Origin of the sequence: Pseudomonas sp. P9_35 (assembly GCF_034008205.1) — a bacterium.
Lineage (GTDB): Bacteria > Pseudomonadota > Gammaproteobacteria > Pseudomonadales > Pseudomonadaceae > Aquipseudomonas > Aquipseudomonas kilonensis.
Genome location: NZ_CP125373.1, coordinates 641352 through 665556 on the forward strand (window position 1 = coordinate 641352; position 24205 = coordinate 665556).

Below are 24205 nucleotides of genomic sequence, written 5' to 3' on the forward strand. Positions count from 1 at the left end.
GCTTGTCACAAAAAAACTGCTGGTGATGCGAAAAGCCCCGTATTCCGGGGCTTTTGTTTTTATTTGTGCGGTTTTTTTCGAACTGGGTCGATGGGTTTTGGCTCGTTGTGCATGCGCAATTGCGGTTCGCAGTGCATTGAAGCGGTGCACACAGTCCTTTAAAAAGCATCGCGAGCAAGCTCGCTCCCACAGAAGTTTGCGTTCCCCTGTGGGAGCGAGCTTGCTCGCGATTGGCCTTCAAATTCAGCGAAGGGGTTAAAGGCCGATCAGCCCTCATCCCCGTCATCATCATCCCCACCGTCGACCTTCATCCCCAATTCCTTGATCTTGCGGGTCAAGGTATTGCGGCCCCAACCCAGCAGCACGGCGGCGTCGCGGCGGCGGCCAGCGGTGTGCTTGAGGGCGGTCTCGATCATGATCCGCTCGAAACTCGGCACCGCGCTGTCCAGCAGGCTCGACTGGCCACGGGACAGGGCCTGGTCGGCCCACTGGCGCAGGGCTTGTTCCCAGTTGGTCACCGGAGCCGAATCCTGCGGCAGGCTCAACAGTTCCGGCGGCAGGTCGCTGATGTGCACTTCGCGACCCGAAGCCATCACCGTGATCCAGCGGCAGGTGTTCTCCAGCTGACGCACGTTGCCCGGCCACGGCAGGTTCTTGAGGTATTCCTCGGTTTCGCTCTTGAGCAGCTTAGGCTCGACCGCCAACTCCTGGGCCGCGCGGCTGAGGAAGTGCCGGGCCAGGGTCGGGATGTCTTCGCGACGATCCGCCAGGCGCGGGATATGAATGCGGATCACGTTCAGGCGGTGGAACAAGTCCTCACGGAATTTGCCGGCGTGAACCAGGGTTTCCAGGTTCTGGTGGGTCGCGGCGATGATGCGCACGTCCACCTTGACTGGCGTATGCCCGCCCACCCGATAGAACTCGCCATCGGCCAGTACGCGCAGCAAGCGGGTCTGGGTGTCCGCCGGCATGTCGCCGATTTCATCGAGGAACAACGTGCCGCCGTCGGCTTGCTCGAAACGCCCGCGCCGCAGGTTGGCCGCGCCGGTGAACGCACCTTTTTCGTGGCCGAACAACTCGGACTCCATCAAGTCCTTGGGAATCGCGGCCATGTTCAGCGCGATGAACGGCGATGCCGCCCGTGGACTGTGACGGTGCAGGGCGTGGGCCACCAGTTCTTTACCGGTGCCCGACTCGCCGTTGATCAGCACGGTGATGTTGGAGTGGCTCAGGCGCCCGATGGCGCGAAACACTTCCTGCATCGCCGGCGCTTCACCGATGATTTCCGGGGTGCGAGCCAGGGCCGGTACCTCTTCCATGCCCTGTTGTTCCTGGGCATGTTGATTGGCGCGCTTGACCAGCGACACGGCTTCATCGACGTCGAATGGCTTGGGCAGGTATTCGAAAGCGCCACCCTGGTAGGACGCCACGGCGCTGTCCAGGTCGGAATGGGCGGTCATGATGATCACCGGCAGCCGCGGATGCTGTTCGCGAATCCGCGCCAGCAGGTCCAGGCCGCTGGCGCCAGGCATGCGGATGTCGGAGATGATGACGTCCGGTTGCTGACGCGCCAGGCGACTCATCACCCCATCGGCGCTGTCGAAGCTCTGGGTGGTCATGCCTTCCTGTTGCAAGGCTTTTTCCAGGACCCAACGGATAGAACGGTCGTCATCGACGATCCACACGGTTTCACTACGGCTCATGTCGATGTGGCTCCTTGTTCCAGTGGCAGGAAGATCGAGAAGGTGGTGTGGCCGGGGTGGCTTTCACACTCGATCAAGCCCTGATGCTGACTGATGATGTTCTGGGTAATGGCCAGGCCCAGCCCGGTACCGTCCGGACGGCCGCTGACCATGGGAAAAAAGATGGTTTCCTGCAGCTCGGCAGGGATGCCCGGGCCGTTGTCGATGATTTCGATCTTGGTCACCAGGCGATGACGCACATGGCCGATAGTGAACTGGCGCATGGCGCGGGTACGCAGGCTGATGCGGCCCAGGCGCAGCTCGTTCTGGCTGCTGATGGCTTGCATCGCGTTGCGCACGATGTTCAACACGGCCTGGATCATCTGCTCGCGATCGATCAAGACATCGGGAATGCTCGGGTCATAGTCGCGCACCAACGTGATGCAACCCTGGCTTTCGGCTTCCACCAGGCTGCTGACCCGCTCCAGCACCTCATGCACGTTGCACATCGCCAGCGATGGCAGCTTGTTCGAGCCGAGCATGCGGTCCACCAGGTTCCGCAGGCGGTCGGCTTCCTCGATGATGACGTTGGTGTAGTCCTTGAGGCTTTCTTCCGGCAGTTCGCGGGCGAGCAATTGCGCCGCGCCACGAATCCCGCCGAGGGGGTTCTTGATCTCGTGGGCCAGGCCGCGCACCAGCATCTTGCTGGTTTCCTGCTTGGACAATTGCGCTTCTTCCTTGGTGATACGCAGCAAGCGATCACGCGGGTGGACTTCCAGCAACAGCAGGGTGGCGCCGTTGTTCAGGATCGGCGTAACCGCGTAGTCCACGGTCAGGGTCTGGCCGGTCAGCGCGGTGAGCATCGCTTCGCGCTTGGTGAACGGATGGGCCTGTTCCACCGCCTGGCGCAAGGAGTTGAGCGCTTCGGCGGATTCGGTGAACAACTCGCTGATGAACTGCCCGTGGCTGCGCTGGCCACTGACAGCCAGGAGCATCTCTGCCGCCGGGTTCATGTACTCGAGGCGCAGTTCGGCGTCGAGCAGGATGGTCGCGGTGGTGAGGTTGTCGAGCAGCAAGCGGTGTAGTGCGTCGCTAATGGTCATCAGGACCTCTTTTGGAGCGTAGCAACTCGGGACCGGTCCCAAATTGCGCGCGCGATTAATGCGCTGTTACAAGGAAAATGCAAAAACCAAACCAAGGCTCCGAAAAGAAGCGTTTAGAGCCTCAAAAAGGTGTTTTTCGCCCGGTTGCGTGGCATTCAGCCAGCTTTTACGGGTACTTTCGAACCAAAATGGGTTTGGGATCTGAGTAGTGGGCAATGGAGCGCACCAATATAGTGCGCAGCCCTGAGTGATGTTAGAAGAACGGCAGGATGCTGCTTTTTTCTTCTTCAGGCTTTTCGGCGAGGGGGCACTCGGGGCGTTGACCGTAATCGGCCGTGACGCAGGGTTTGATGCGGCGCTTTTGCGCCAGGGACATGCGTTGCATATGGAAGGGCTGGTTGGCGGTGCGTTCGACGATGCGGTCCTGCTCATCGAGGATTTCTACTGCCAGTTGATGGGTGCCTCGATCGATGTTGCTCAGGGCAAACACCGGGCTCGGCCCCGGCGCGCCTGTTGGCTGGCCGTCGAGCAGCAGGCGATAGCGGTGGCCTTTTTTCAGGCCGGGTTCGCTGGTGACGCTGACGATCAGTTCGCCTGCGGTGCTGCGTATCGTCGCCTCCGGCTCGGGTATCAACAGTCGGAGCATTTCGTAATGAAACAGGGGCTCGGGCCGGGCTTCGGCCGTGGGCGTCGAGGTTGTGCCCGGGGGCGGCGTCGGCATCCGGTTGCCGGGTGGCAGCTGGACTTTCTTCGCATTGCCGGGGCGCGGCTGATCGGTGAAGACGCGATTACCCTGGGCATCGATGTAGGTGTAGACCTGCGCCATCCCTGGCAGCGCCGCCAGCGCCAGGCTAAGCGCGAGCAGCCAGCGGATCATGGCTGGTGCACTCGTTGCACGGTGAACGTGACGGTTTCGCTTTGTTGCACGAGGGTGTCCCCGTCGATGACTTGAACCGCCAGGCTGTGCTCGCCCCGATCGATGTTCACCAATTGCAGGCGCGGCACATTGGACGGCTGGCCGTAGGGTTGGCCGTCCAGCAACAGCCGGAACAGATGCGGGCTCTGCAAGCGCGGTTGCGCCCGGACGCCAATGGTGAAGGTGCCATTGTTGGCGCGCAGGGCCTCGTCGGTGGGGATGTCCGTCAGTTCCAATATTTCGTAGGCATTGCGCGGCTCGTCGCTGTTGGCGGGGGCTGGCGGTGTGTCCGGGCTGGCCGGGGATTGGCGTTCGATGCTGTTGAGCGGCGGCAGCTCCACCGTCTGGGCCGGCACGCCTTGGGGCGGCTGGTTGCTATAGGCGGTGTTGCCGTCGGCGTCGGTGTACTTGTAGATCTGCGCGGCGGCAGGCAGTGCCAACAGCAACAACAGGAGGATTGAAAAACCACGACCCATGGAAAATCGACCGAAAACGAAAAGTGATGGGTTGCAGCATAGGTCAGGGAGGGTGATTGACCCAAGTTGTTGCACATAACCCCTGTGGGAGCGAGCTTGCTCGCGAAAGCGGTGTGTCAGTCGCTGAGATGTTGGCTGTGCCGGCCCCTTCGCGAGCAAGCCCGCTCCCACAGGGGATCGGCTGTGAACACAAATCTTGTGCCCGATGCAGAACGCTGTGGGAGCGAGCCTGCTCGCGATAGCGGGATGTCAGTCGCTGAGATGTTGGCTGTGCCGGCCTCATCGCGAGCAGGCTCGCTCCCACAGGGGAAGGGGTGTTGTCTCAGGATTTTGTGGGGATACACAGCTCTCCGGTCGCTCGGATCAGGGCGAGGCGGTGCACCGGGTGCTGCTTGTTGTGGTGGGTGGCTCGGGCCAGCCATTGCGGGCACTGCGGGTCGGTGCGGTAGGGGGCGAAGTCGGCCAGTTGTTGCAGCAGGCGTTTTTGCAGGCGGTCGAGTTGCGGGCGGATCTGTCCCACCAGGTCCGGGCGCGGGAGGTCCGGGGCCTTGCCTTCCAGGGCCCAGTCGGACAGGTTGATGTACTGCACCATTTTGTTGGCCTCTATCTGGGCGGCGAAAAACGCTTCCACGGTTTCGCCACTCAGCTTGTAGGCCGGTGCCTGGGCAACGGCGGCGGCAATGACTTCACGCTCGCGCTGACGGTCTTCTACCGGTTTATGGCTGTCCCATTTGCTCAACGCCACTTGATCGCCAAGGGCCAGGCGTTCGCCAATGGCGTTAAGCAGCGGGGTCAGGGCCTCGGGGGCGTGAGTCGAGGCGGCTTCGGCGGTTGTGGCCAGCAGCGCGGCAGACAGGGCAAGGCAGAGCTTGAAACGCAAAGTCATGGGCAGTCTCGTCTTCTAAGGGGGAACGACGAGGCATCATGCACGTAACCTGCGCCCATAAAAAAGGCCTCCCGAAGGAGGCCTTTCTTTATTGCACGCCGTGCGTGGCGGCGCTTACTGGATTAGCAGCTGTAGTACAGCTCATATTCCAGTGGGTGTACGAAGGTGCGAACCTTGATTTCTTCTTCGCTTTTCAGTGCGATGTAAGCGTCGATGAAGTCATCGCTGAATACGCCGCCCTTGGTCAGGAAGGCACGGCCCTTGTCCAGCTCTTCCAGGGCTTCTTTCAAGCTGCCACACACCTGTGGGATTTCCTTGGCCTCTTCAGGCGGCAGGTCATACAGGTTTTTGTCAGCGGCATCGCCAGGGTGGATCTTGTTCTGGATACCGTCCAGGCCGGCCATCATCAGTGCAGCGAAGGCCAGGTACGGGTTGGCAGCCGGATCCGGGAAGCGCGCTTCGATACGGCGGGCTTTAGGGCTGTTCACGTAAGGAATACGGATCGAGGCGGAACGGTTGCGAGCCGAGTAGGCCAGCATGACCGGGGCTTCGAAGCCAGGTACCAGACGCTTGTAGGAGTTGGTCGACGGGTTGGTGAAGCCGTTCAGGGCCTTACCGTGCTTGATGATGCCGCCGATGAAGTACAGGGCGGTGTCCGACAGGCCGGCATAGCCTTCGCCTGCGAAGGTGTTCTTGCCGTCTTTGGAGATCGACATGTGAACGTGCATGCCCGAACCGTTGTCGCCGTACAGTGGCTTCGGCATGAAGGTCGCGGTGCGGCCGTAGGCGTCGGCAACGTTGTGGACGCAGTACTTCAGGGTCTGGACTTCGTCAGCCTTCTTGACCAGCGTGTTGAACTTCACGCCGATTTCGTTCTGGCCGGCAGTTGCCACTTCGTGGTGGTGAACTTCGACGGTCTGGCCCATTTCTTCCAGTGCGTTGCACATGGAGGTACGGATTTCGTGGTCGTGGTCGAACGGTGGAACCGGGAAGTAGCCGCCTTTGACGCCTGGACGGTGGCCTTTGTTGCCGCCTTCCACGTCCTGGTCGGACATCCACGAACCTTGTTCGGAGAAGATCTTGAACATGGAGCCGGAGATATCGGACTTGAATTTGACTTCGTCGAAAATGAAGAACTCAGGCTCAGGGCCGAAGAAAGCGGTGTCGCCGATACCGGTGGACTTCAGGTATTCCTCGGCGCGGTGGGCGATGGCGCGTGGGTCGCGGTCATAGCCTTGCATGGTCGAAGGTTCGATGATGTCGCAGACCAGGATCAGGGTCGGCTCTTCGGTGAACGGGTCCAGGACGGCAGTTTCGTCGTCCGGCATCAGGATCATGTCGGAGGCTTCGATGCCTTTCCAGCCGGAGATGGAGGAACCGTCGAACATTTTGCCGATTTCAAAGAATTCGTCGTCCAGCGCATCACGGGCCGGCATGGTCACGTGATGTTGAGTACCTTTGGTGTCAGTGAAGCGCAGATCAATCCACTTGACGTCATGATCTTTGATGAGTTGAACCGACTTCGACATATGTCCTCCGGGTGGCTTCGGGCGGGTAGTGGAGTGCCCTTAGATATGGGTGATGCCGGCGCGAATACTCTGCCATGGCAACCTGCCTCACAAGGGAGCAAATTGCATGCCAGTGCCCCACCATGGGTTTTTTGCACCAAATCCACGCTTTTAATGGCGTAAATCAAAGATTGTCAGACAATAACGCACTGCAATGTGGCGCCGTCAATCAATAATGACCCGTTTTGGTGCGTGTAAAACCATCTGCACATAAACTGGTTAAACCTTGAGCAATTTCCGCTATAATCCGCGCCCCCCTTTTTCGGCTGGCCGTTCGCGCGCTGTTTTCATGAAACTAATCGTAAAAGTCTTTCCCGAGATCACCATCAAGAGCCGCCCGGTACGGATGCGTTTCATCCGCCAGTTGGCCAAGAACATCCGTGCCGTGCTCCGAGACCTGGACCCGGCCGCGGTGGTGAATGGCGTGTGGGACAACCTCGAGCTGGAAACCCGTGTCAGCGAACCCAAGGTCCTGAAGGAAATGACCGAGCGCCTGAGCTGCATGCCGGGCATCGCGCATTTCCTGCAAGTCGATGAATACCCACTGGGGGATTTCGACGACATCCTCGCCAAGTGCATGCTCCATTATGGTGATGCCCTGGCCGGCAAGATTTTTTCGGTGCGCTGCAAGCGTGCCGGCAAGCACCCGTTCAGTTCGATGGATGTGGAGAAGTACGTCGGCAGCCAGTTGCGCCGACAGTGCGGCGCGGCCGGTATTTCGCTGAAAGACCCGCAGATCGAAGTGCGCATCGAAATTCGCGACCAGCGGCTGTTCGTGATCCACAGCCAGCACAACAGCATCGGCGGTTACCCGCTGGGTTCGCTGGAGCAGACCCTGGTGCTGATGTCCGGCGGTTTCGACTCCACGGTGGCCGCCTACCAGATCATGCGTCGCGGGTTGATGAGCCATTTCTGCTTCTTCAACCTCGGCGGGCGTGCCCATGAACTGGGCGTGATGGAAGTGGCGCACTTCATCTGGAAGAAGTACGGCAGCTCCCAACGCGTGTTATTTGTGAGTGTGCCGTTCGAAGAAGTCTTGGGCGAGATTCTCGGCAAAGTCGATAACAGTCATATGGGCGTCATTTTGAAGCGTATGATGTTGCGCGCCGCTTCACGAATTGCCGACCGCCTGCAAATCGATGCGCTGGTGACCGGCGAGGCGATCTCCCAGGTGTCGAGCCAGACGCTGCCGAACCTGTCGGTGATCGACTGCGTGACCGAGAAGCTGGTCTTGCGGCCGCTGATTGCCAGCCACAAGCAGGACATCATCGACCAGGCCAATGAAATCGGCACCGCCGAGTTTGCCCGGCACATGCCGGAGTACTGCGGCGTCATCTCGGTCAATCCGAAGACGGCGGCCAAGCGCGGGCGGGTGGAACACGAAGAGAAAGAATTCGACATGGCGGTGCTCGAGCGTGCGCTCGAAAACGCCAGGCTGGTGCCAATCGATCGAGTCATCGATGAGTTGGGCCAGGACATTCAGATTGAAGAAGTCGGCGAAGCGCTGGCCGGTCAGATCATCATCGACATCCGTCACCCGGACGACGCTGAAGACGACCCGCTGAGCATCGCCGGCATCGAGGTAAAAACGATGCCGTTCTATGCAGTGAACGCGCGTTTCAAGGAACTGGACCCTACTCGCCAGTACCTGCTCTATTGCGACAAAGGCGTGATGAGTCGCCTGCATGCCCACCATTTGCTCAGTGAGGGGCATGCCAATGTGCGCGTTTATCGACCGAGCTAAGTGCCCGGGGCTGTTTGCCTGTGGCCTGCGTCACCGGCCCCCCGACGCCGCCGACAGGCTGTAACGGCCTTGTCGGACTCAACGTAAATCGCTGCCACGACCTGTCAGCACACCGAATCCTCTGATCGAGATACACAAGTGATCGAAAATCTACGCAACATCGCCATCATTGCTCACGTTGACCATGGTAAAACCACCCTGGTAGACAAACTCTTGCGTCAATCCGGCACCCTGGAGCGCAACGAGCTCAACGACGAGCGCGTGATGGACTCCAACGACCAGGAAAAAGAGCGCGGTATTACCATCCTGGCGAAAAACACCGCCATCAACTGGAATGGCTACCACATCAACATCGTGGACACCCCGGGCCACGCCGACTTCGGTGGTGAAGTAGAGCGCGTGATGTCGATGGTCGACTCCGTGCTGCTGCTGGTTGACGCTCAAGACGGTCCTATGCCGCAAACCCGTTTCGTGACCAAGAAGGCTTTCGAAGCCGGCCTGCGTCCGATCGTGGTCATCAACAAGGTTGACCGTCCAGGCGCGCGTCCGGACTGGGTCCTGGACCAGATCTTCGACCTGTTCGACAACCTGGGTGCCACCGAAGAACAGCTGGACTTCAAAGTCGTCTACGCCTCGGCCCTGAACGGCATTGCCGGTCTGGACCACACCGCCATGGCTGAAGACATGACCCCGCTGTACCAGTCGATCGTCGACGACGTACCAGCGCCGAAAGTCGACCGTGACGGTCCGTTCCAGATGCAGATCTCGGCACTGGACTACAACAGCTTCCTGGGTGTTATCGGTGTTGGCCGTATCGCCCGTGGTCGCATCAAGCCGAACACCCCGGTGGTTGCCATCGACGCCGACGGCAAGAAGCGCAACGGTCGTATCCTCAAGCTGATGGGTCACCACGGCCTGCACCGCATCGACGTTGAAGAAGCAGCTGCCGGCGACATCGTCTGCATCAGCGGCTTCGAGCAACTGTTCATCTCCGACACCCTGTGCGACCCACTGAATGTCGAAGCGATGAAGCCGTTGACCGTCGACGAGCCAACCGTTTCCATGACCTTCCAGGTCAACGACTCGCCATTCTGCGGTAAAGAAGGCAAGTTCGTGACCAGCCGTAACATCAAGGAACGCCTGGACAAAGAGCTGCTCTACAACGTGGCACTGCGCGTTGAAGAAGGCGACTCGGCCGACAAGTTCAAGGTCTCCGGCCGTGGTGAGCTGCACCTCTCGGTACTGATCGAAACCATGCGTCGCGAAGGCTTCGAAATGGGCGTGGGCCGTCCTGAAGTAATCATCCGCATGGTTGATGGCGTCAAGCACGAACCGTACGAAAACGTGACCATCGACCTGCCGGAAGAATCCCAGGGCGCGATCATGGAGCAAATGGGCCTGCGTAAAGGCGACCTGACCAACATGGTTCCGGATGGCAAGGGCCGTGTGCGCCTTGAGTACAACATCCCGGCTCGTGGCCTGATCGGTTTCCGTAACGAGTTCCTGACCCTGACCTCCGGTGGCGGCATCCTGACTTCGATCTTCGATCGTTACGACGTGATGAAGTCCGGCGACATGTCCGGCCGTCAGAACGGTGTCCTGGTATCGGTTGCGACCGGCAAGGCACTGACCTACTCGCTGGAAACCCTGCAAGCGCGCGGCAAGCTGTTCGTCGAGCACGGCCAGGATATCTACGAAGGTCAAATCGTCGGCCTGAACAGCCGCGACAACGACTTGGGCGTGAACCCAACCAAAGGCAAGAAGCTCGACAACATGCGTGCTTCGGGCAAGGACGAAACCATCGCCCTGGTTCCGCCGGTCAAGTTCACCCTGGAGCAAGCTCTGGAGTTCGTGCAGGAAGACGAGCTGTGTGAAGTCACTCCTAAGTCCATCCGTCTTCGCAAGAAGATCCTGGGCGAAAGCGAGCGTACCCGCGCTGCCAAGAAAAGCGGCAACTGAGTTTCGACTTAGTTAGCAGCTAAAAAAAACGCCCCTGATTGTGAAATCAGGGGCGTTTTTTTATGCCTGGAGTTTGTGTGGCGGCTGTCAGGCCCTATCGCGAGCAAGCTGAACTGGCCTAATAATTCCGGACACCTCTTAAGGGCGATATGATTTCGCCAATTTGGAGGTTCCATGAAAGAAAGAAGAGTCTTTTCCCGCGAGTTCAAACATCGTGCGGCCAGCATGGTGATTGATGACAACTGTTCAGTACAGGAAGTCTGCGCGTCGCTGGACATCAGTGCTACCGCGTTACGACGGTGGGTGGACCAGGTTCGCAAGGAACAAAAAGGTCAGCCAGTTCAAGGCACCAAGGCCATTACTGAGGATCAACGGCAGATTCAGGATCTGAAAGCCAAGATCAAACGCATGGAAATGGAAGCCGAAATCTTAAAAAAGGCTACCGCTCTCTTGATGTCGGATCCCGATCGTTTTCGATGATCGCGGAGCTAAGAGAGTCATTCCCGACCGCCATCCTGTGTCGCGTTTTCGATGTGAAGCGCAGCAGCTTTTACGAATGGCTACAGCGGCTCTCGCGGCCTAAGATCGAGCGCGAAGAACTCAAGGGGAAGGTGGTTGAACTGCACAGCGAAAGCCGGGAAGCCATGGGGTCCAGAACGATCAGCAAGCATCTGAAGGCCCAAAACATAGCGGTCGGCAGAAGCCTTGTTAGAACACTGATGAGGGAAGCCAACATTGTCAGTAAACAACGCCAGCCTCACCCATTCAGGTCCAAAGGAGTTGAAGCATTTGTCGCACCCAATCTGCTCAAGCGTAATTTCAAGCCGACCGTGGTCAATCAGGTCTGGTGTGGCGACGTTACAAGCTTGATGGTGGGTAAACGCTGGGTTCATCTGGCCATCGTTATCGACTTGTTTGCTCGCCGGGTCATTGGTTGGGCATTTTCGCTGGTCAATGACGCCAACCTGGTCAGCAAGGCGTTACGCATGGCGATAGAGCTTCGAACATGCCCACCTGGATTGATGTTTCATTCGGATCAGGGCTGTCAGTACACCAGCCGCAAGTTTCAAGAAGAGTTGATGCGCAATGGCATTTTGCAAAGCATGAGTCATCGCGGGCAGTGCTGGGACAATGCTCCAACAGAACGTTTTTTCGGCACCCTGAAGTCAGAATGGGTCCCTCGCAACGGTTACAGCACGAGCGAGGAAGCACAAACCGATATGGTGCGCTTCTTCATGTACTACAACCGCACCAGGCTCCACAGCTACAACGACTACCTATCGCCAATAGCCATGGAGCAAAAAGCAGCATAAACACCGTAACTGGTGTCCGGATTTACTTGACCAGTTCAAGCTCGCTCCCACAGTGGATCTTCAGTGGATACAGATTTGTGTGGGAGCGAGCTTGCTCGCGATAACGGAGGTTCAGACACAGCTGAACCATCAGTCGATCAAAATTTGTCCAACGTCCGCGGATTACGCTCGCGCTCCACTTCCTTGGGCTTGTAGGCACAATACCCCGGCCGTGGCCCGACCCGCGGATGGTTGCGGCAGGTGTCCGGGCGTTTCTCGTAAATGGTGCACAACCGGCTTTTGCGGTCCAGATAAAGGCAATCGTTGTTGCTCATGCGCTGGAGCGTGAAGATCTCGGACTTCTGGTTGTAACGCTCGACGATCCCTTCCTTTTGCAGGCGCTTGGCGATGTTCTTCGGCGGGTCGCCCAGTTCGAACTCGTCGACGATACCGATGCGGATCAGGTCCTTGATCTTGACCTCCACCGGCAGCGTGCAGCAGCTCGACACGCAGGAACCGCACATCGGGGCGGAGTACTTGGCCCAGGTATCGAGTCGGTCGATCTCCGCGGCGGCGATCAGGTTGGGCTTCATCATCACGGTTTACCAGCATGCATCAGGGCGCGCGATCATACCGGGACTGGTGAAATTTTGAACGACCATCCGCCAGTTTTTTTTCATCCCGGCCAAACCCGCCCGGATCGGCACGGCCCCTGCATTCATTCGACCATCCGGCAATTCCATGGCGACGATTCTCCGAGACTCGGGGAAATCCACCGAACCAAGAGCCTATGCCGTCTGTCAGACCGTCTAGGCTCAGACAATTCCATGCTCGTTCGAGGTCTTATCAATGACTCAAGAACCACTTGTTCGCGAAGCCGAAGTTGCCGCATTTCGCGACGCAGTGTTGACCAAACTCACTTATGCCGTTGGCAAGGACCCGGATCATGCGTTTGATCACGATTGGTTCGAAGCCATCGCCCTCGCCGCCCGCGACCACATGGTCGATCACTGGATGGACCACACGCGACAGATCTACCGCAAGGGCCAGAAGCGCGTCTATTACCTCTCCCTGGAATTCCTCATCGGTCGTTTGCTCTACGACAGCCTGAGCAACCTCGGTCTGCTGGACACGGCGCGCGAGGCGCTGACCGAGCTGGGCGTGGACCTGGAGCGCATTCGTCTGCTCGAGCCGGATGCGGCGTTGGGCAACGGTGGTCTTGGCCGCTTGGCCGCGTGTTTCATGGAAAGCATGTCGACCCTGGGTATTGCCGGCCATGGCTACGGCATCCGTTATGAACACGGCCTGTTTCGCCAGGCGATCGTCGACGGCTGGCAGCAGGAGCAGACCGAGCATTGGCTGGATTTCGGCAACCCTTGGGAGTTCGAGCGGCCGGAGGTGGTCTACCCGATCGGCTTTGGCGGTAGCGTCGAGACCGTAACCGATGAGGCGGGTAAAACCCGCCAAGTCTGGTCCCCGGCCGAAACCGTGCGGGCCATTGCCTATGACACGCCGGTAGTAGGCTGGCGCGGTGCCAGCGTCAATACCCTGCGCCTGTGGCGCGCCCGAGCCGTGGAAGACCTGCACCTGGAACGCTTCAACGCCGGCGACCACTTGGGCGCGGTAGCCGAAGTGGCCCGAGCCGAAAGTATTTCCCGCGTGCTGTACCCGGCCGACAGCACCGAGGCTGGCCAGGAACTGCGCCTGCGCCAGGAATACTTCTTCGTGGCCGCCTCGCTGCAAGACCTGCTGCGCCGTCATCGCAACATGCACACCTCGGTGCTGACCCTGGGCGACCACGCGGCGATCCAGCTCAACGACACTCACCCATCCATTGCCGTGGCCGAGCTGATGCGGCAACTGGTGGACGTCTACGACGTGGCGTGGGACGCGGCCTGGCAGATCACCCAGGACACACTGTCCTACACCAACCACACGTTGCTGCCCGAAGCCCTGGAAACCTGGCCGGTGGGGCTGATGGAGCGCATGTTGCCCCGGCACATGCAGATCATCTACCTGATCAACGCCCAGCACATCGATTCGCTGCGAGCCAAGGGCGTGCACGATTTCGATGTGCTGCGTTCGGTTTCGCTGATCGAAGAGGACAACGGTCGCCGGGTGCGCATGGGCAACCTGGCATTCCTCGGTTCCCACAGCGTCAACGGCGTGTCCGGGTTGCATACCCAACTGATGCGCAGCACGGTGTTTTCCGAGCTGCACAAGCTCTATCCGGATCGGATCAACAACAAGACCAACGGCATCACCTTCCGCCGCTGGTTGTTCCAGGCCAACGCCGAATTGACCTCGATGATGGTCGACGCCCTCGGCCCGAGCGTGCTCGACAACCCCGAGGAGCGCTTGATCGAATTGGAGCCGTTTGCCGACAAGCCAGCGTTTCGCAAACTGTTCGCCGAGCAGCGCTTGCACAGCAAGAAGGCCCTGGCTTATCTGATCCACGAGCGCCTGGGCATCGCCGTGAACCCGGCGGCGATGTTCGACGTGCAGGTCAAGCGGATCCACGAGTACAAGCGCCAGTTGCTCAACCTGATGCACACCGTGGCGCTGTACCAGGCGATCCGCGCCGAGCCGGAGGTGGACTGGGTACCGCGGGTGAAGATCTTCGCCGGCAAGGCCGCCGCCAGTTATCACCAGGCCAAGCTGATCATCAAGCTGACCAACGACATCGCCCGGGTGGTGAACAACGACCCGACCGTGCGTGGTTTGCTCAAAGTGGTGTTCCTGCCCAACTACAACGTCAGCCTGGCCGAAAGCATCATTCCGGCGGCGGACCTGTCGGAGCAGATCTCCACGGCCGGTTTCGAAGCGTCGGGCACCAGCAACATGAAGTTCGGCCTCAACGGCGCACTGACCATCGGCACCATGGACGGCGCCAACGTGGAGATGCATGAGCGCGTCGGCGGTGAGCACATGTTCATCTTCGGCCTGACCGCCGAGCAGGTGGAGGCCCGCAAGCAAAACGGCGAGTTCAGCGCCGCGCCGGACATCGCCGCGTCCCATCGGCTCAACGACGTGTTGCAGGCGATTCGCGGCGGCGTGTTCTCGCCGGATGATCCGATGCGCTACGCCGGGCTCGTGGACTCGTTGGTGGACTACGACCGCTTCCTGGTCTGCGCCGACTTCGACTCGTACTGGAACGCCCAGGCCAAGGTCGAAGAGCGTTGGCACGACTCCAAGCAATGGTGGCGTTCGGCGGTGCTCAACACCGCGCGCATGGGCTGGTTCTCTTCGGACCGGACCATCCGCGAGTATGCCACCGACATCTGGAAAGCCCTGGAGTAGCATTTGCTGTAAGAAATGTGAGCGAAGCCCAACGGCGGTTGGGCTTCGTCGATATACTAGGCGCCAGTTTCGCCGGGCTATGTGGCCGGGCTCAGCACTGGAAGTGCCAACAATCCAATGTGGGAGCGAGCTGTGTGGGAGCAAAGCTTGCCCGCGATGAAAACGCCGCGGTCTCTTGAGGACCGCAGCGCCTGGATCGCGAGCAAGCCTTGCTCCCACACAGCTCGCTCCCACAGGGTTTGGGGGTTTCCACTAGGCTGATCCAGGCACCGCATCACCCCGGTTACGCCCGCAACGGGCCGCTTAGGGATATCGACCATGCAATGGATCTTGACGCTGTTGGGCCTGGCACTCGGCTGGGTGGTGGACGAGTCGTTCGCCGATGCGCTGATAGGCGCCTTGGTGGGGCTTGGCATCGCCCAGTCGTTTCGATTGGGGCGCCTGGGTATCCAGGCGGCCAAGCAACAGATCTTGTTGCAGGAGGCCCAGCAGAGCTTACTCACGTTGGAGGCACGCCTGGCAGTGTTCGAGCGCGGGGCCGTTGCCGCGTCGAGTGAGCCTGCGCCAGCGCCCGAGGTTGTCGTGCCCCAGGCCGCGAAGCCCGAAGCGCGCACCGAGCCAGGGCTGGTCTGGGAGTTGCCGCCAGATCTCGAGCCCGTTCCCACGATGGCCTCCCAAGCCAGCCAGCCGTTGCCCGATGACGTTTGGAAAACCGCGCCGACCACGACCAGTCGGCATGCCGACCGCGACTTCGCGCCGCTGCCCCTGGAACCGATGCCCCTGGAACCGAGGGTTTCGAAACCCGCGGCCCCTCGCGGCCCGAATCTGTTCGACCGCGCCGTGATTGGCGCGCGCAACTGGCTGTTCGGTGGCAACACGGTGCTGCGGGTCGGCGTGGTGCTGTTGTTCCTCGGCCTGGCGTTTTTGCTGCGCTACGCCACTGAAGGCATGGTGGTGCCGATCGAGTTGCGTTACGCCGGCGTCGCGGCCAGTGCGTTGGGCCTGTTGGGCCTGGGCTGGTGGTTGCGCCAACGCAACAGCAACTATGCGCTTATGCTCCAGGGCACCGGGATCGCGGTGCTGTACCTGACGGTGTTCGCGGCCATGCGCCTGCATCCGTTGCTCGATTCCAAGGCGGCCTTGGGCTTGCTGGTCGCGGTGACGGTGTTCTCGGCAATCCTGGCGATTACCCAGAACGCCCTGGGCCTGGCTGCGGCTGCGGCGCTGGGCGGGTTTGCCGCGCCGATCCTGACCTCCACCGGCAGTGGCAACCACGTCGCGCTGTTCAGCTATTTCATCCTGCTCAACGCCGGCATCCTTGCGATTGCCTGGTTCAAGGCCTGGCGCCTGCTCAACCTGATCGGTTTTGTCGGCACCTTCGGCATCGGTTTCGCCTGGGGCATGCGTTCCTACACACCGGAACTGCTCTGGAGCACCGAACCTTTCCTGATTCTGTTCTTCCTCATCTACCTGGCGATTGGCTTGCTGTTCACCCGGCGCAAGTTGCTGGAAATGAGCGATGCTCCCGAAGACGCCAGCCGCGATGCGCTGTTGCACTGGTCGGCGCGCAAGGGCGATTACGTGGACGGCACCATGCTGTTCGGCCCGCCGCTGGTGGGCTTCGGCTTGCAGTTCGCATTGGTGCAGCATTTCGAGTTCGCCGCTGCGTTCAGCGCCCTGGCCCTGGGCATGATCTACATGGGCCTGGCGCGGGTATTGATGGGCGGTCGCGCCCTGCTGCTGGCGGAAACCTGCCTTGCCCTGGGGGTGATTTTTGCCAGCCTGGCGATCCCTTTGGGGCTCGACGCCCGCTGGACCGCAGCGGCGTGGGCCGTGGAGGGCGCGGGGATCTTCTGGCTGGGCCTGCGCCAGCAGCGCCCATTCGCCCGGGCTTTTGCCTTGTTGCTGCAGTTGGGCTCGGCACTGGCGTTCGTCAGCGAATTGCGTATCGGCGACGGCAGCCTGCTCGATGGGTCTGCGCTGGGCGCGTTGATGCTCGGCGGCGCCTTGCTGTTCACCTTCTACCAACTGCACAAGGCTGAGCCCGGACACAGCGCCAATTGGGAGCGCCAAGGCCTGCCGGTGCTGGCTGTGCTGGGGTTGAGTTTCCTCTATCTGCTGGCACCACTGTTCTTCTTCACCCACGGCACCGCCATCGCCTGGGCCCTGGCTGGATTGGCAACGCTGTTTGTTGGCCTGCGCCTGCAGTCGCGCAGCTTCCTGTTCAGCGCATTTGGGGTGCAATTGCTGGGCGGCGCGCTGTTCCTGCTGCGCTTGCAAGGCGCCGAGGGGGATTCGGCGGCGGTGTTCAGCGCGGGCTGGAGCGGTTTGCTCAGTGCCTCGCTGATCGGCCTGGCGTTGATTGGCGGCATGTTGCTGGCGGCACGTGACGACATGGTGCGCAACGATGTCCGGTTGCTGCGCGGCTTGTCGGTGGTGTTGCTGGCGGGGTTGGTGCTGATCAACCTTGCGGTGCTGTTCGTCCTGCCGTGGCAAACGGCGAGCGGTGTGTGGGCGGCCAGCGGCCTGTTGATCATCTGGCTGAGCCTGTACCTGAAACAGCGCGTGAGTTTTGTCTTCGGCCTGCTGCTGCAACTGCTGGGCGGTGCGGCGTTCCTGACCGCGGGGCCGGCGCTGTTGGGGCCGCTCAACGCCGAGGATCTGCGACCGCTGGCCCATAGCGGCTTCTGGACGCCGCTGGTGCTGGGGCTGGCAGCCCTGGTGGGCGCATGGCGCCTGCAACGGGCGCACGCGGCGCGGGAACTCGAGGCCTTGAGCTTGCAGCGCTTGTCCGAGTTGCTGCTGATCTGGGGCGCCGGTTGGTGGGCGCTGGCGTGGGTCAGCGAAGTCTTGCGCTTTGCCCCGGCGAACCTGCAAGGCAGCTGGCTGCTGCTGGTCGCGGCGATCAGCGTGGCGGTGTGGACGGTCTTGGCGCAGCGGCTGAAATGGCCGGCGCTGGGGCTGCTGTGCACCTTGCTGATTCCGGCGGCGGGCTGCGTGCTGGTGGCAACGGGGCACAGCCACTATCACCCGGCCGCGAATTTCGGCTGGCTGGCCTGGCTGGCGGTATTTGCCGTGCATTTCCTTTCTCTCAAGCGCCTGGCGCCGATGCTGCCGGCCCCGGCGCGCAGTACGGCCCACGTGCTCGGTTGCTGGTTGCTGATGGCGGTGTTGATGCTGGAGTTGCGTTACGGCCTGCTGTTGCTGTCCGAGCAGTACAACGCCTGGCGCTGGCTGGCCTGGGCGATCCTGCCAGGCCTGTACCTGGTGCTGATGGCCACGCCGCGTACCTTGCCGTGGCCGGTATCGGCCCAACCGCGCGAGTACCGTGTCTACGCAGCGGCGCCGATGGCGCTATTGATGCTCGGTTGGTTCTGGCTGACCAACACCTTCAGCGATGGCAACTCAGAGCCACTGCCTTATGTGCCGTTGCTCAATCCCTTGGAGCTGGGCCTGCTGTTCGCCTTGTTCGGCATCTATGTGTGGGCCCGTAACGCCGTGGAGCAATCGACGAACCGTTGGAATCGCGTCGGGCGCATCGCCCAGTTGATCGCCGGTGTGTCGTTGTTCGCGTTCTTCACCGCCCTGGTGATGCGCACTGCCCACCAGTGGATGGATGTCCCGTACGAGCTGGACGCGCTGCTCGAGTCGATGTTCGTGCAGGCCGGGTTGTCCATTGTCTGGACCCTGATCGCCCTGGGGCTGATGATCGGTGGGCATGTGCGCCACCGTCGTGAAGTGTGGCTGATCGGTGCGGCGTTGATCGCCGTGGTCGTGGCCAAGCTGTTCTTTGTCGAATTGAGTAACCGTGGCGGTCTGGCGCGGATTGTTTCGTTTATCGGTGTAGGCGTGTTGCTGCTGGTAGTGGGCTATTTTGCGCCGCTGCCGCCCAAGCGCCCGGAGACGGTCGCGCAGGATGAGCCGCCTATGCCTGTCAGTGAGGGAGTGTCATCTTGAGTCGCAAGTTGAGTCGAATCGGGCTGGGTGTGGTGGGGTTATGGACGGCATTGTCGGCCGTAGCCCAGGAGCAACCGGCGGATTTCTCCCATCAGGTGCCGTTGGCCTTGAGCGGCGAGGGGCCGTGGTATCGCCTGCCGTTGCCGCTGGACGTGCAGTTGCAGGCGCGCCAGACCGACCTGAGCGATCTGCGGGTCTTCAACGCGGCCGGCCAGGCCCAGGCCTATGCCCTGGTGCGTGAGTCGGCCCAGAGCCGGGAAAACCGCACCCTCACCGACGTGAAGTGGTTCCCGCTGTACAACGCCGCCGATGACGATGAGCGCGCGCCGAGTGTGCGGGTGCAATCGAACGCCAACGGTACCTTGGTGGAAGTCCAACCCTCCAGCCGGCTCGAAGCAGGGGAGGAGGAGTTGCGTGGCTGGTTGTTGGATGCCAGCGCGCTCAAGGCGCCGTTGCAGCAGTTGGTGCTCGACTGGACCAGTGAGCGCGACGGTTTCCAGCGGTTCACCATCGAAGCCAGTGACGACTTGCAACACTGGCAGTCGTGGGGCGAAGGCCAGGTGGCGCGCTTGACCTTTGCCGATGAGCGGGTCGAGCAGCATGAAGTGAGCTTGCCGGGGCAATCGGCGCGTTACCTGCGATTGTTGTGGGATTCGCCGTCCTCCGCGCCGATCCTGACTTCGGCCCAGCTGCAAAGCGCCAGTCGCGAAAGCCTGCCGTTGCCGTTGGCATGGTCGCAGCCATTGGCCGGCAGCACCACGAAGGCCGGTGAATACACCTGGCAGTTGCCCATGGGGCTGAACATCGAGCAGGTGCAGGTCGAGCTGAGCCAGGCCAACAGCCTGGCGCCGGTGACCCTGGCCGGTCGCCGTGAAAGCAGCCATCCGTGGCAACCGCTGGGCAGTGGCTTGCTCTATCGCCTGACCCAGAACGGCCAGGATGTGCTGCAAAACCAATTGCAACTGTCCGGCCAGACCGTGCAGCAATTGAAATTGACCGTGGACGAGCGTGGCGGCGGCCTGGGTAGCGAAGCCCCGGCCCTGCGCTTTGCCGTGCGTCCGACCCAGGTGGTGTTCCTGGCGCGCGGCGAAGGGCCCTACAGCCTGGCCCTGGGCAGCGCAACTGTGAAAGCGGCCAGCTTGCCCTTGACCACGCTGGTGCCCGATTACAAGCCGTCACGGCTGGCGACGCTGGGTACGGCGACCGTGAACGGCGCAGCCACGTCGACCCCGGCTGCGGCCACGGTAACCACGCCTGCGACGGTCGAGACCAACTGGAAGAAAATCGGCTTGTGGGCGGTGCTGCTGCTCAGCGTGCTGTTCCTCGCGGCGATGGCGTTCAGCCTGTTGCGCAAGCCGCCGGTCAAGAGTTGAGGTGATTCATCGCGAGCAAGCTCGCTCCCACAATAGAACAACTCGGTCAACTGTGGGAGCGAGCTTGCTCGCGATGGCGCCCTCTCAACCAACAGAATTACCCAAGCGAGCCCCACCCCGTGAACTCAATCCTCCATATCCCGTCTCATAGGAGGAATTAAGTCCCGACTCGCGCTAAACTGCGCTGGTTTTTCCGTCCCCTATTCTTCGGAGCCGTCCATGTCCCGCGTTACCTTGAGTCGCTATTTGATTGAGCAGACCCGCAGCAACAACACCCCTGCCGATCTGCGCTTTTTGATCGAAGTGGTGGCGCGTGCGTGCAAGGAAATCAGCCACGCCGTCTCCAAAGGCGCGCTGGGTGGTGTCCTGGGCAGCATGGGCACTGAAAACGTGCAGGGCGAAGTGCAGAAGAAGCTCGACGTGCTGTCCAACGAAATCCTGCTCGAAGCCAACGAATGGGGCGGTCACCTGGCCGGCATGGCGTCCGAGGAAATGGACAATGCCTACCAGATCCCGGGCAAATACCCCAAGGGTGCCTACCTGCTGGTGTTTGACCCACTGGACGGTTCGTCGAACATCGACATCAACGCGCCGGTTGGCACCATCTTCTCGGTACTGCGTTGCCCGAATGAATACCTGAGCCAGAACGAAGCCTTGAATGAAAAGGCCTTCCTGCAGCCAGGCACCGAGCAGGTCGCCGCCGGCTATGCCATCTACGGCCCTCAGACCATGCTGGTGCTGACCCTGGGCGACGGCGTCAAGGGCTTCACCCTGGACCGCGAAATGGGCAGCTTCGTACTGACCCACGAAGACATCACCATTCCTGAAACCACCCAGGAATTCGCCATCAACATGTCCAACCAGCGTCACTGGGAAGCCCCGGTAAAACGCTACGTTGAAGAGTTGCTGGCGGGCGAAGAAGGCCCGCTGAAAAAGAACTACAACATGCGCTGGGTCGCCGCGATGGTTGCCGATGTGCACCGTATCCTGACCCGTGGCGGTCTGTTCATGTACCCGCGCGACAGCCGTGAGCCGTCCAAGCCGGGCAAACTGCGCCTGATGTACGAAGCCAACCCGATGTCGTTCCTGGTGGAACAGGCGGGCGGCGCTTCCACCGACGGCCACCAGCGTATCCTCGATATCAAGCCTGAAGGCCTGCACCAGCGCGTGGCCGTGTTCCTTGGCTCGAAAGAAGAAGTGGCGCGCGCCACGGCCTACCACAAGGAATAAATCATGGCCGAGCCCTGGCAGCCGTTGCTCGATTGGTGGTTTGGTTCAGCCAAGACACCGGACGAGATATCGGCTGACAGAGGCAAGCTGTGGTTCGGCAAACGCCATGATCGCCAGGCCAACGAGCGCTTTGGCGATCAGGTCGAGCTGGCACTGGCCGGCGAATTGACCGACTGGGCGCAACGCCCGGAAGGCTGGCTGGCCCTGGTGCTGCTACTCGACCAACTCCCGCGAATGATCTTTCGCGACACCCCTAAGGCCTTCTCCGGTGACCTGCGTGCCCAAGCGCTGGTGGCCCAGGGCATGGCAGCGGATTTCGACCGGCAACTCAAACCGATCCAACGCGTATTCATCTACCTCGTGCTCGAACACTGCGAAAACCTCGCGGTGCAGAACGAGGCCGTGTCGCGGTTTATCGACCTGGTGCGAGACCAGCCGGAGGCGCAGCGGGCAGTGTTTGAAGACAACCTGGATTATGCTGAACGGCATCAGAAGATCATTGCCCGGTTTGGCCGCTTTCCCCATCGCAATGCGGTGTTGGGGCGCGAGTCCACGGCTGATGAACTGGAGTTTTTGAGCAGGCCTGGGTCCAGGTTCTGATTTTGCTGTGAGGCTGATGCCGCTATCGCGAGCAAGCTCGCTCCCACAGGACTTTCAGCGAATGGAAATCCAGTGTGGGAGCGAGCTTGCTCGCGATGGGGCCCTTCCGGACTAGATCCGGAAGCTACCCACCAACTGCTTCAACCGTGCCGCCTGCTGCTCCAGGTCGGCACAGGCCCGCAAGGTGGCTTGCAGGTTTTCCACGCCTTCCTGGTTCAGGGTGTTGATCTCGGTGATGTCGACGTTGATTGACTCCACCACGGCGGTCTGTTCTTCGGTGGCGGTCGCCACGGACTGGTTCATGCCGTCGATTTCACCAATACGCTGGGTCACGCTGCCCAGGCGTTCGCCGGCCTGGTTGGCGATGCCGACGCTGCTTTCGCTCTGGCGCTGGCTGTCGGTCATGGTCAGTACCGCTTCCCGGGCGCCAACTTGCAGTTCTTCGATCATCTTCTGCACTTGCTGCGCCGAATCCTGGGTGCGGTGGGCCAGGTTGCGCACTTCATCGGCCACCACGGCGAAGCCGCGTCCGGCTTCACCGGCACGGGCCGCTTCGATGGCGGCGTTGAGGGCGAGCAGGTTGGTCTGCTGGGAAATGCTGGTGATCACCTCAAGAATCTGGCCGATGTTCACGGTGTTGCTGTTCAAGGTTTCGATGTTGCCGCACGAATCGCTGATCTTGGCCGACAACTGCTGCATGGCCGCGATGGTTTTATCCACCACTTGTTGGCCATCTTCAGCCAGGCTGCGCGCATCGCTGGAATGTTGCGAGGCGAGGGCGGCGTTCTGGGCGATTTCCTGGGCGGCGGCACCGAGCTGGTTGATGGCCGCGGCCACGCTGCTGGTGCGCGAAGCCTGCTGGTCGGAGTTGAACATCGACGAGTTGGACGCGCTGACCACGCGCAGGGCGACTTCGTTGACCTGGCCGGTGGCCGAGGCCACTTCACGGATCGAGGTATGAATGCGCTCGACAAAGCGGTTGAACGAAGTCCCCAGCGCGCCGAATTCGTCCTGGCCGTGGATGACCAGGCGCCGGGTCAGGTCGCCTTCGCCTTCGGCGATGTCATGCATGGCGCGGCCCATGGTCAGCAGCGGTTGCATCAGCACGCGGATCAACATGCCGAGCAGGGCGATGATGAACACCACGGCGATGACCATGGCGATCAGCGCCGACGTACGGAACTCACTGAGCATCGCCAGCGCGGTGTCCTTGTCGAGCACCAGTGCCACGTACCAGTCGGCTCCTGGCACGCCGTTGACGTGGGTGAAGGAGATGAATTGGGTCTTGCCGTCGAGATCGACTTCTTTCACGCCCGGGCTGATTTGAGGCGCGCCGTTAGGGTAGGCCTCGGCCAGGGTCTTGAGCACGCGCTTGCTGTCCGGATGGATCAGGATCTTGCCGTCGGCACTGACGATGAACGCGTGGCCGTGGCCGCCGAAGTTCAGCGAGTTGATGATGGCACTGACGCTGGACAGGTCGATGTCCGCGCCGGCCACGCCGATCATCTGGTTCTGGTGCTGCACTGGGGTGGCGACGGTGATCACCAGCTTGCCCGACGAGGCGGCGATGTAGGGTTCGGTGACGATGGTTTGCTGTGCGCTGTTGGCGGCCTTGTACCAGCCGCGGGCGCGCGGGTCGTAATCGGCGGCGCGATTGCCGGCTGGTACCGAGAACATCACGCCGTCGGTGCCACCAAAATAACTGAGCTGGAAATTGCTGGTGTAGGCCGGCAGGCCCACGGTGCGCTTGAGGCTGTCGGCACTGCTGCCGTCCACGGCAATCTGCTGGGCCAGCGATTGCAGCAACTGGATGCGGCCGTCGACCCACGTCTGGATGTTGCGGCTGGTCAGGCTGCCGAGCTCCTGCATGGAGGTTTCGGTGCTGGCGTTCAAGCTCTGGCGTTGACGATAGTCGTTGAACAGGATGAAACAGGCGAATGCGACGGCCACCACGAGGGCGGCAGCCAACAGGATTTTATGGCTGAATTTCATGTTTCTGGTCATTAATAACACTACCGCGGAGGGACGGGTCAGGACTGGATGTCAATTTGCCATAACGCAGTAGTTTGCGCTGTTTCTTTTTATCGGCGCGCCAGACCATCCCATCAGCCGGTAGCGG

Annotated in this window: 18 protein-coding genes; 9 read left to right on the plus strand and 9 right to left on the minus strand. The window is 61.0% G+C overall.

Features of this window, described 5'->3' with window-relative positions:
* Positions 1-266: 266 nt before the first annotated feature.
* The 6 genes from ntrC to glnA form a co-directional block, all read right to left on the minus strand.
* Complete coding sequence (gene ntrC, locus QMK47_RS02835) at positions 267-1703, minus strand: nitrogen regulation protein NR(I) (protein WP_013692071.1); 1437 nt, start codon at positions 1701-1703, stop codon at positions 267-269.
* Positions 1700-2785: a nitrogen regulation protein NR(II) gene (glnL, locus tag QMK47_RS02840; RefSeq protein ID WP_053117539.1), complete on the minus strand. Its 1086-nt coding sequence runs from the start codon at positions 2783-2785 to the stop codon at positions 1700-1702. Before glnL ends, ntrC begins: the two co-directional genes overlap by 4 nt.
* A 253-nt stretch (positions 2786-3038) precedes the next feature.
* On the minus strand, positions 3039-3662 hold the full coding sequence (locus QMK47_RS02845) for a DUF4124 domain-containing protein (protein WP_253471021.1): 624 nt from the start codon (positions 3660-3662) through the stop codon (positions 3039-3041).
* Positions 3659-4177, minus strand: coding sequence for a DUF4124 domain-containing protein (locus QMK47_RS02850; RefSeq protein ID WP_320389778.1), 519 nt, complete (start codon positions 4175-4177; stop codon positions 3659-3661). Before QMK47_RS02850 ends, QMK47_RS02845 begins: the two co-directional genes overlap by 4 nt.
* Before the next feature lie 322 nt (positions 4178-4499).
* Positions 4500-5063: a chorismate mutase gene (locus QMK47_RS02855; RefSeq protein WP_253471026.1), complete on the minus strand. Its 564-nt coding sequence runs from the start codon at positions 5061-5063 to the stop codon at positions 4500-4502.
* A 122-nt stretch (positions 5064-5185) separates the two neighbouring features.
* Entirely contained in the window at positions 5186-6592 is a 1407-nt protein-coding gene (gene glnA, locus QMK47_RS02860; protein ID WP_003186728.1) for a glutamate--ammonia ligase, read from the minus strand.
* Between the two features lie 328 nt (positions 6593-6920).
* Here glnA and thiI point away from each other — a divergent pair, with 328 nt between their 5' ends.
* From thiI to QMK47_RS02880, 4 genes are all read left to right on the plus strand, one after another.
* Positions 6921-8375, plus strand: a complete 1455-nt coding sequence (gene thiI, locus QMK47_RS02865) for a tRNA uracil 4-sulfurtransferase ThiI (protein ID WP_320389779.1) — start codon at positions 6921-6923, stop codon at positions 8373-8375.
* A 138-nt stretch (positions 8376-8513) separates the two neighbouring features.
* Positions 8514-10334 carry a translational GTPase TypA gene (gene typA / locus QMK47_RS02870; RefSeq protein WP_003186725.1) on the plus strand — a complete coding sequence of 607 codons (1821 nt, stop codon included), beginning with the start codon at positions 8514-8516 and terminating at the stop codon, positions 10332-10334.
* A 174-nt stretch (positions 10335-10508) separates the two neighbouring features.
* Complete coding sequence (locus QMK47_RS02875; protein WP_038858942.1) at positions 10509-10814, plus strand: transposase; 306 nt, start codon at positions 10509-10511, stop codon at positions 10812-10814.
* Positions 10811-11647, plus strand: a complete 837-nt coding sequence (locus tag QMK47_RS02880) for an IS3 family transposase (protein ID WP_253470111.1) — start codon at positions 10811-10813, stop codon at positions 11645-11647. Before QMK47_RS02875 ends, QMK47_RS02880 begins: the two co-directional genes overlap by 4 nt.
* A gap of 137 nt (positions 11648-11784) precedes the next feature.
* Here the strand turns inward: QMK47_RS02880 and QMK47_RS02885 are convergent, their stop codons facing one another.
* Together QMK47_RS02885 and QMK47_RS02890 are read right to left on the minus strand one after the other, a co-directional pair.
* Positions 11785-12222: a YkgJ family cysteine cluster protein gene (locus tag QMK47_RS02885; protein WP_003196865.1), complete on the minus strand. Its 438-nt coding sequence runs from the start codon at positions 12220-12222 to the stop codon at positions 11785-11787.
* 6 nt (positions 12223-12228) lie between these two features.
* Positions 12229-12369, minus strand: coding sequence for a hypothetical protein (locus tag QMK47_RS02890; protein ID WP_155767778.1), 141 nt, complete (start codon positions 12367-12369; stop codon positions 12229-12231).
* Between the two features lie 106 nt (positions 12370-12475).
* Here QMK47_RS02890 and QMK47_RS02895 point away from each other — a divergent pair, with 106 nt between their 5' ends.
* The 5 genes from QMK47_RS02895 to QMK47_RS02915 all read left to right on the plus strand — a co-directional run bounded on the left by QMK47_RS02895 (position 12476) and on the right by QMK47_RS02915 (position 22086).
* Positions 12476-14926, plus strand: coding sequence for a glycogen/starch/alpha-glucan phosphorylase (locus tag QMK47_RS02895; RefSeq protein WP_214510932.1), 2451 nt, complete (start codon positions 12476-12478; stop codon positions 14924-14926).
* Positions 14927-15244: 318 nt separating this feature from the next.
* Positions 15245-18883 (plus strand): DUF2339 domain-containing protein, encoded by a 3639-nt coding sequence (locus tag QMK47_RS02900; RefSeq protein ID WP_320389781.1) that lies wholly within the window; start codon positions 15245-15247, stop codon positions 18881-18883.
* The gene (locus QMK47_RS02905; protein WP_258690209.1) at positions 18880-20256 is read left to right on the plus strand and encodes a DUF3999 domain-containing protein; all 1377 of its coding nucleotides are present in this window, start codon (positions 18880-18882) and stop codon (positions 20254-20256) included. The genes QMK47_RS02900 and QMK47_RS02905 overlap by 4 nt, the downstream gene beginning before the upstream one ends.
* 219 nt (positions 20257-20475) lie before the next feature.
* On the plus strand, positions 20476-21486 hold the full coding sequence (locus QMK47_RS02910) for a class 1 fructose-bisphosphatase (protein ID WP_018607993.1): 1011 nt from the start codon (positions 20476-20478) through the stop codon (positions 21484-21486).
* Between the two features lie 3 nt (positions 21487-21489).
* The gene (locus QMK47_RS02915; protein ID WP_253471036.1) at positions 21490-22086 is read left to right on the plus strand and encodes a DUF924 family protein; all 597 of its coding nucleotides are present in this window, start codon (positions 21490-21492) and stop codon (positions 22084-22086) included.
* Positions 22087-22197: 111 nt separating this feature from the next.
* Here the strand turns inward: QMK47_RS02915 and QMK47_RS02920 are convergent, their stop codons facing one another.
* On the minus strand, positions 22198-24090 hold the full coding sequence (locus tag QMK47_RS02920) for a methyl-accepting chemotaxis protein (protein ID WP_320389782.1): 1893 nt from the start codon (positions 24088-24090) through the stop codon (positions 22198-22200).
* Positions 24091-24205 lie beyond the last annotated feature (115 nt).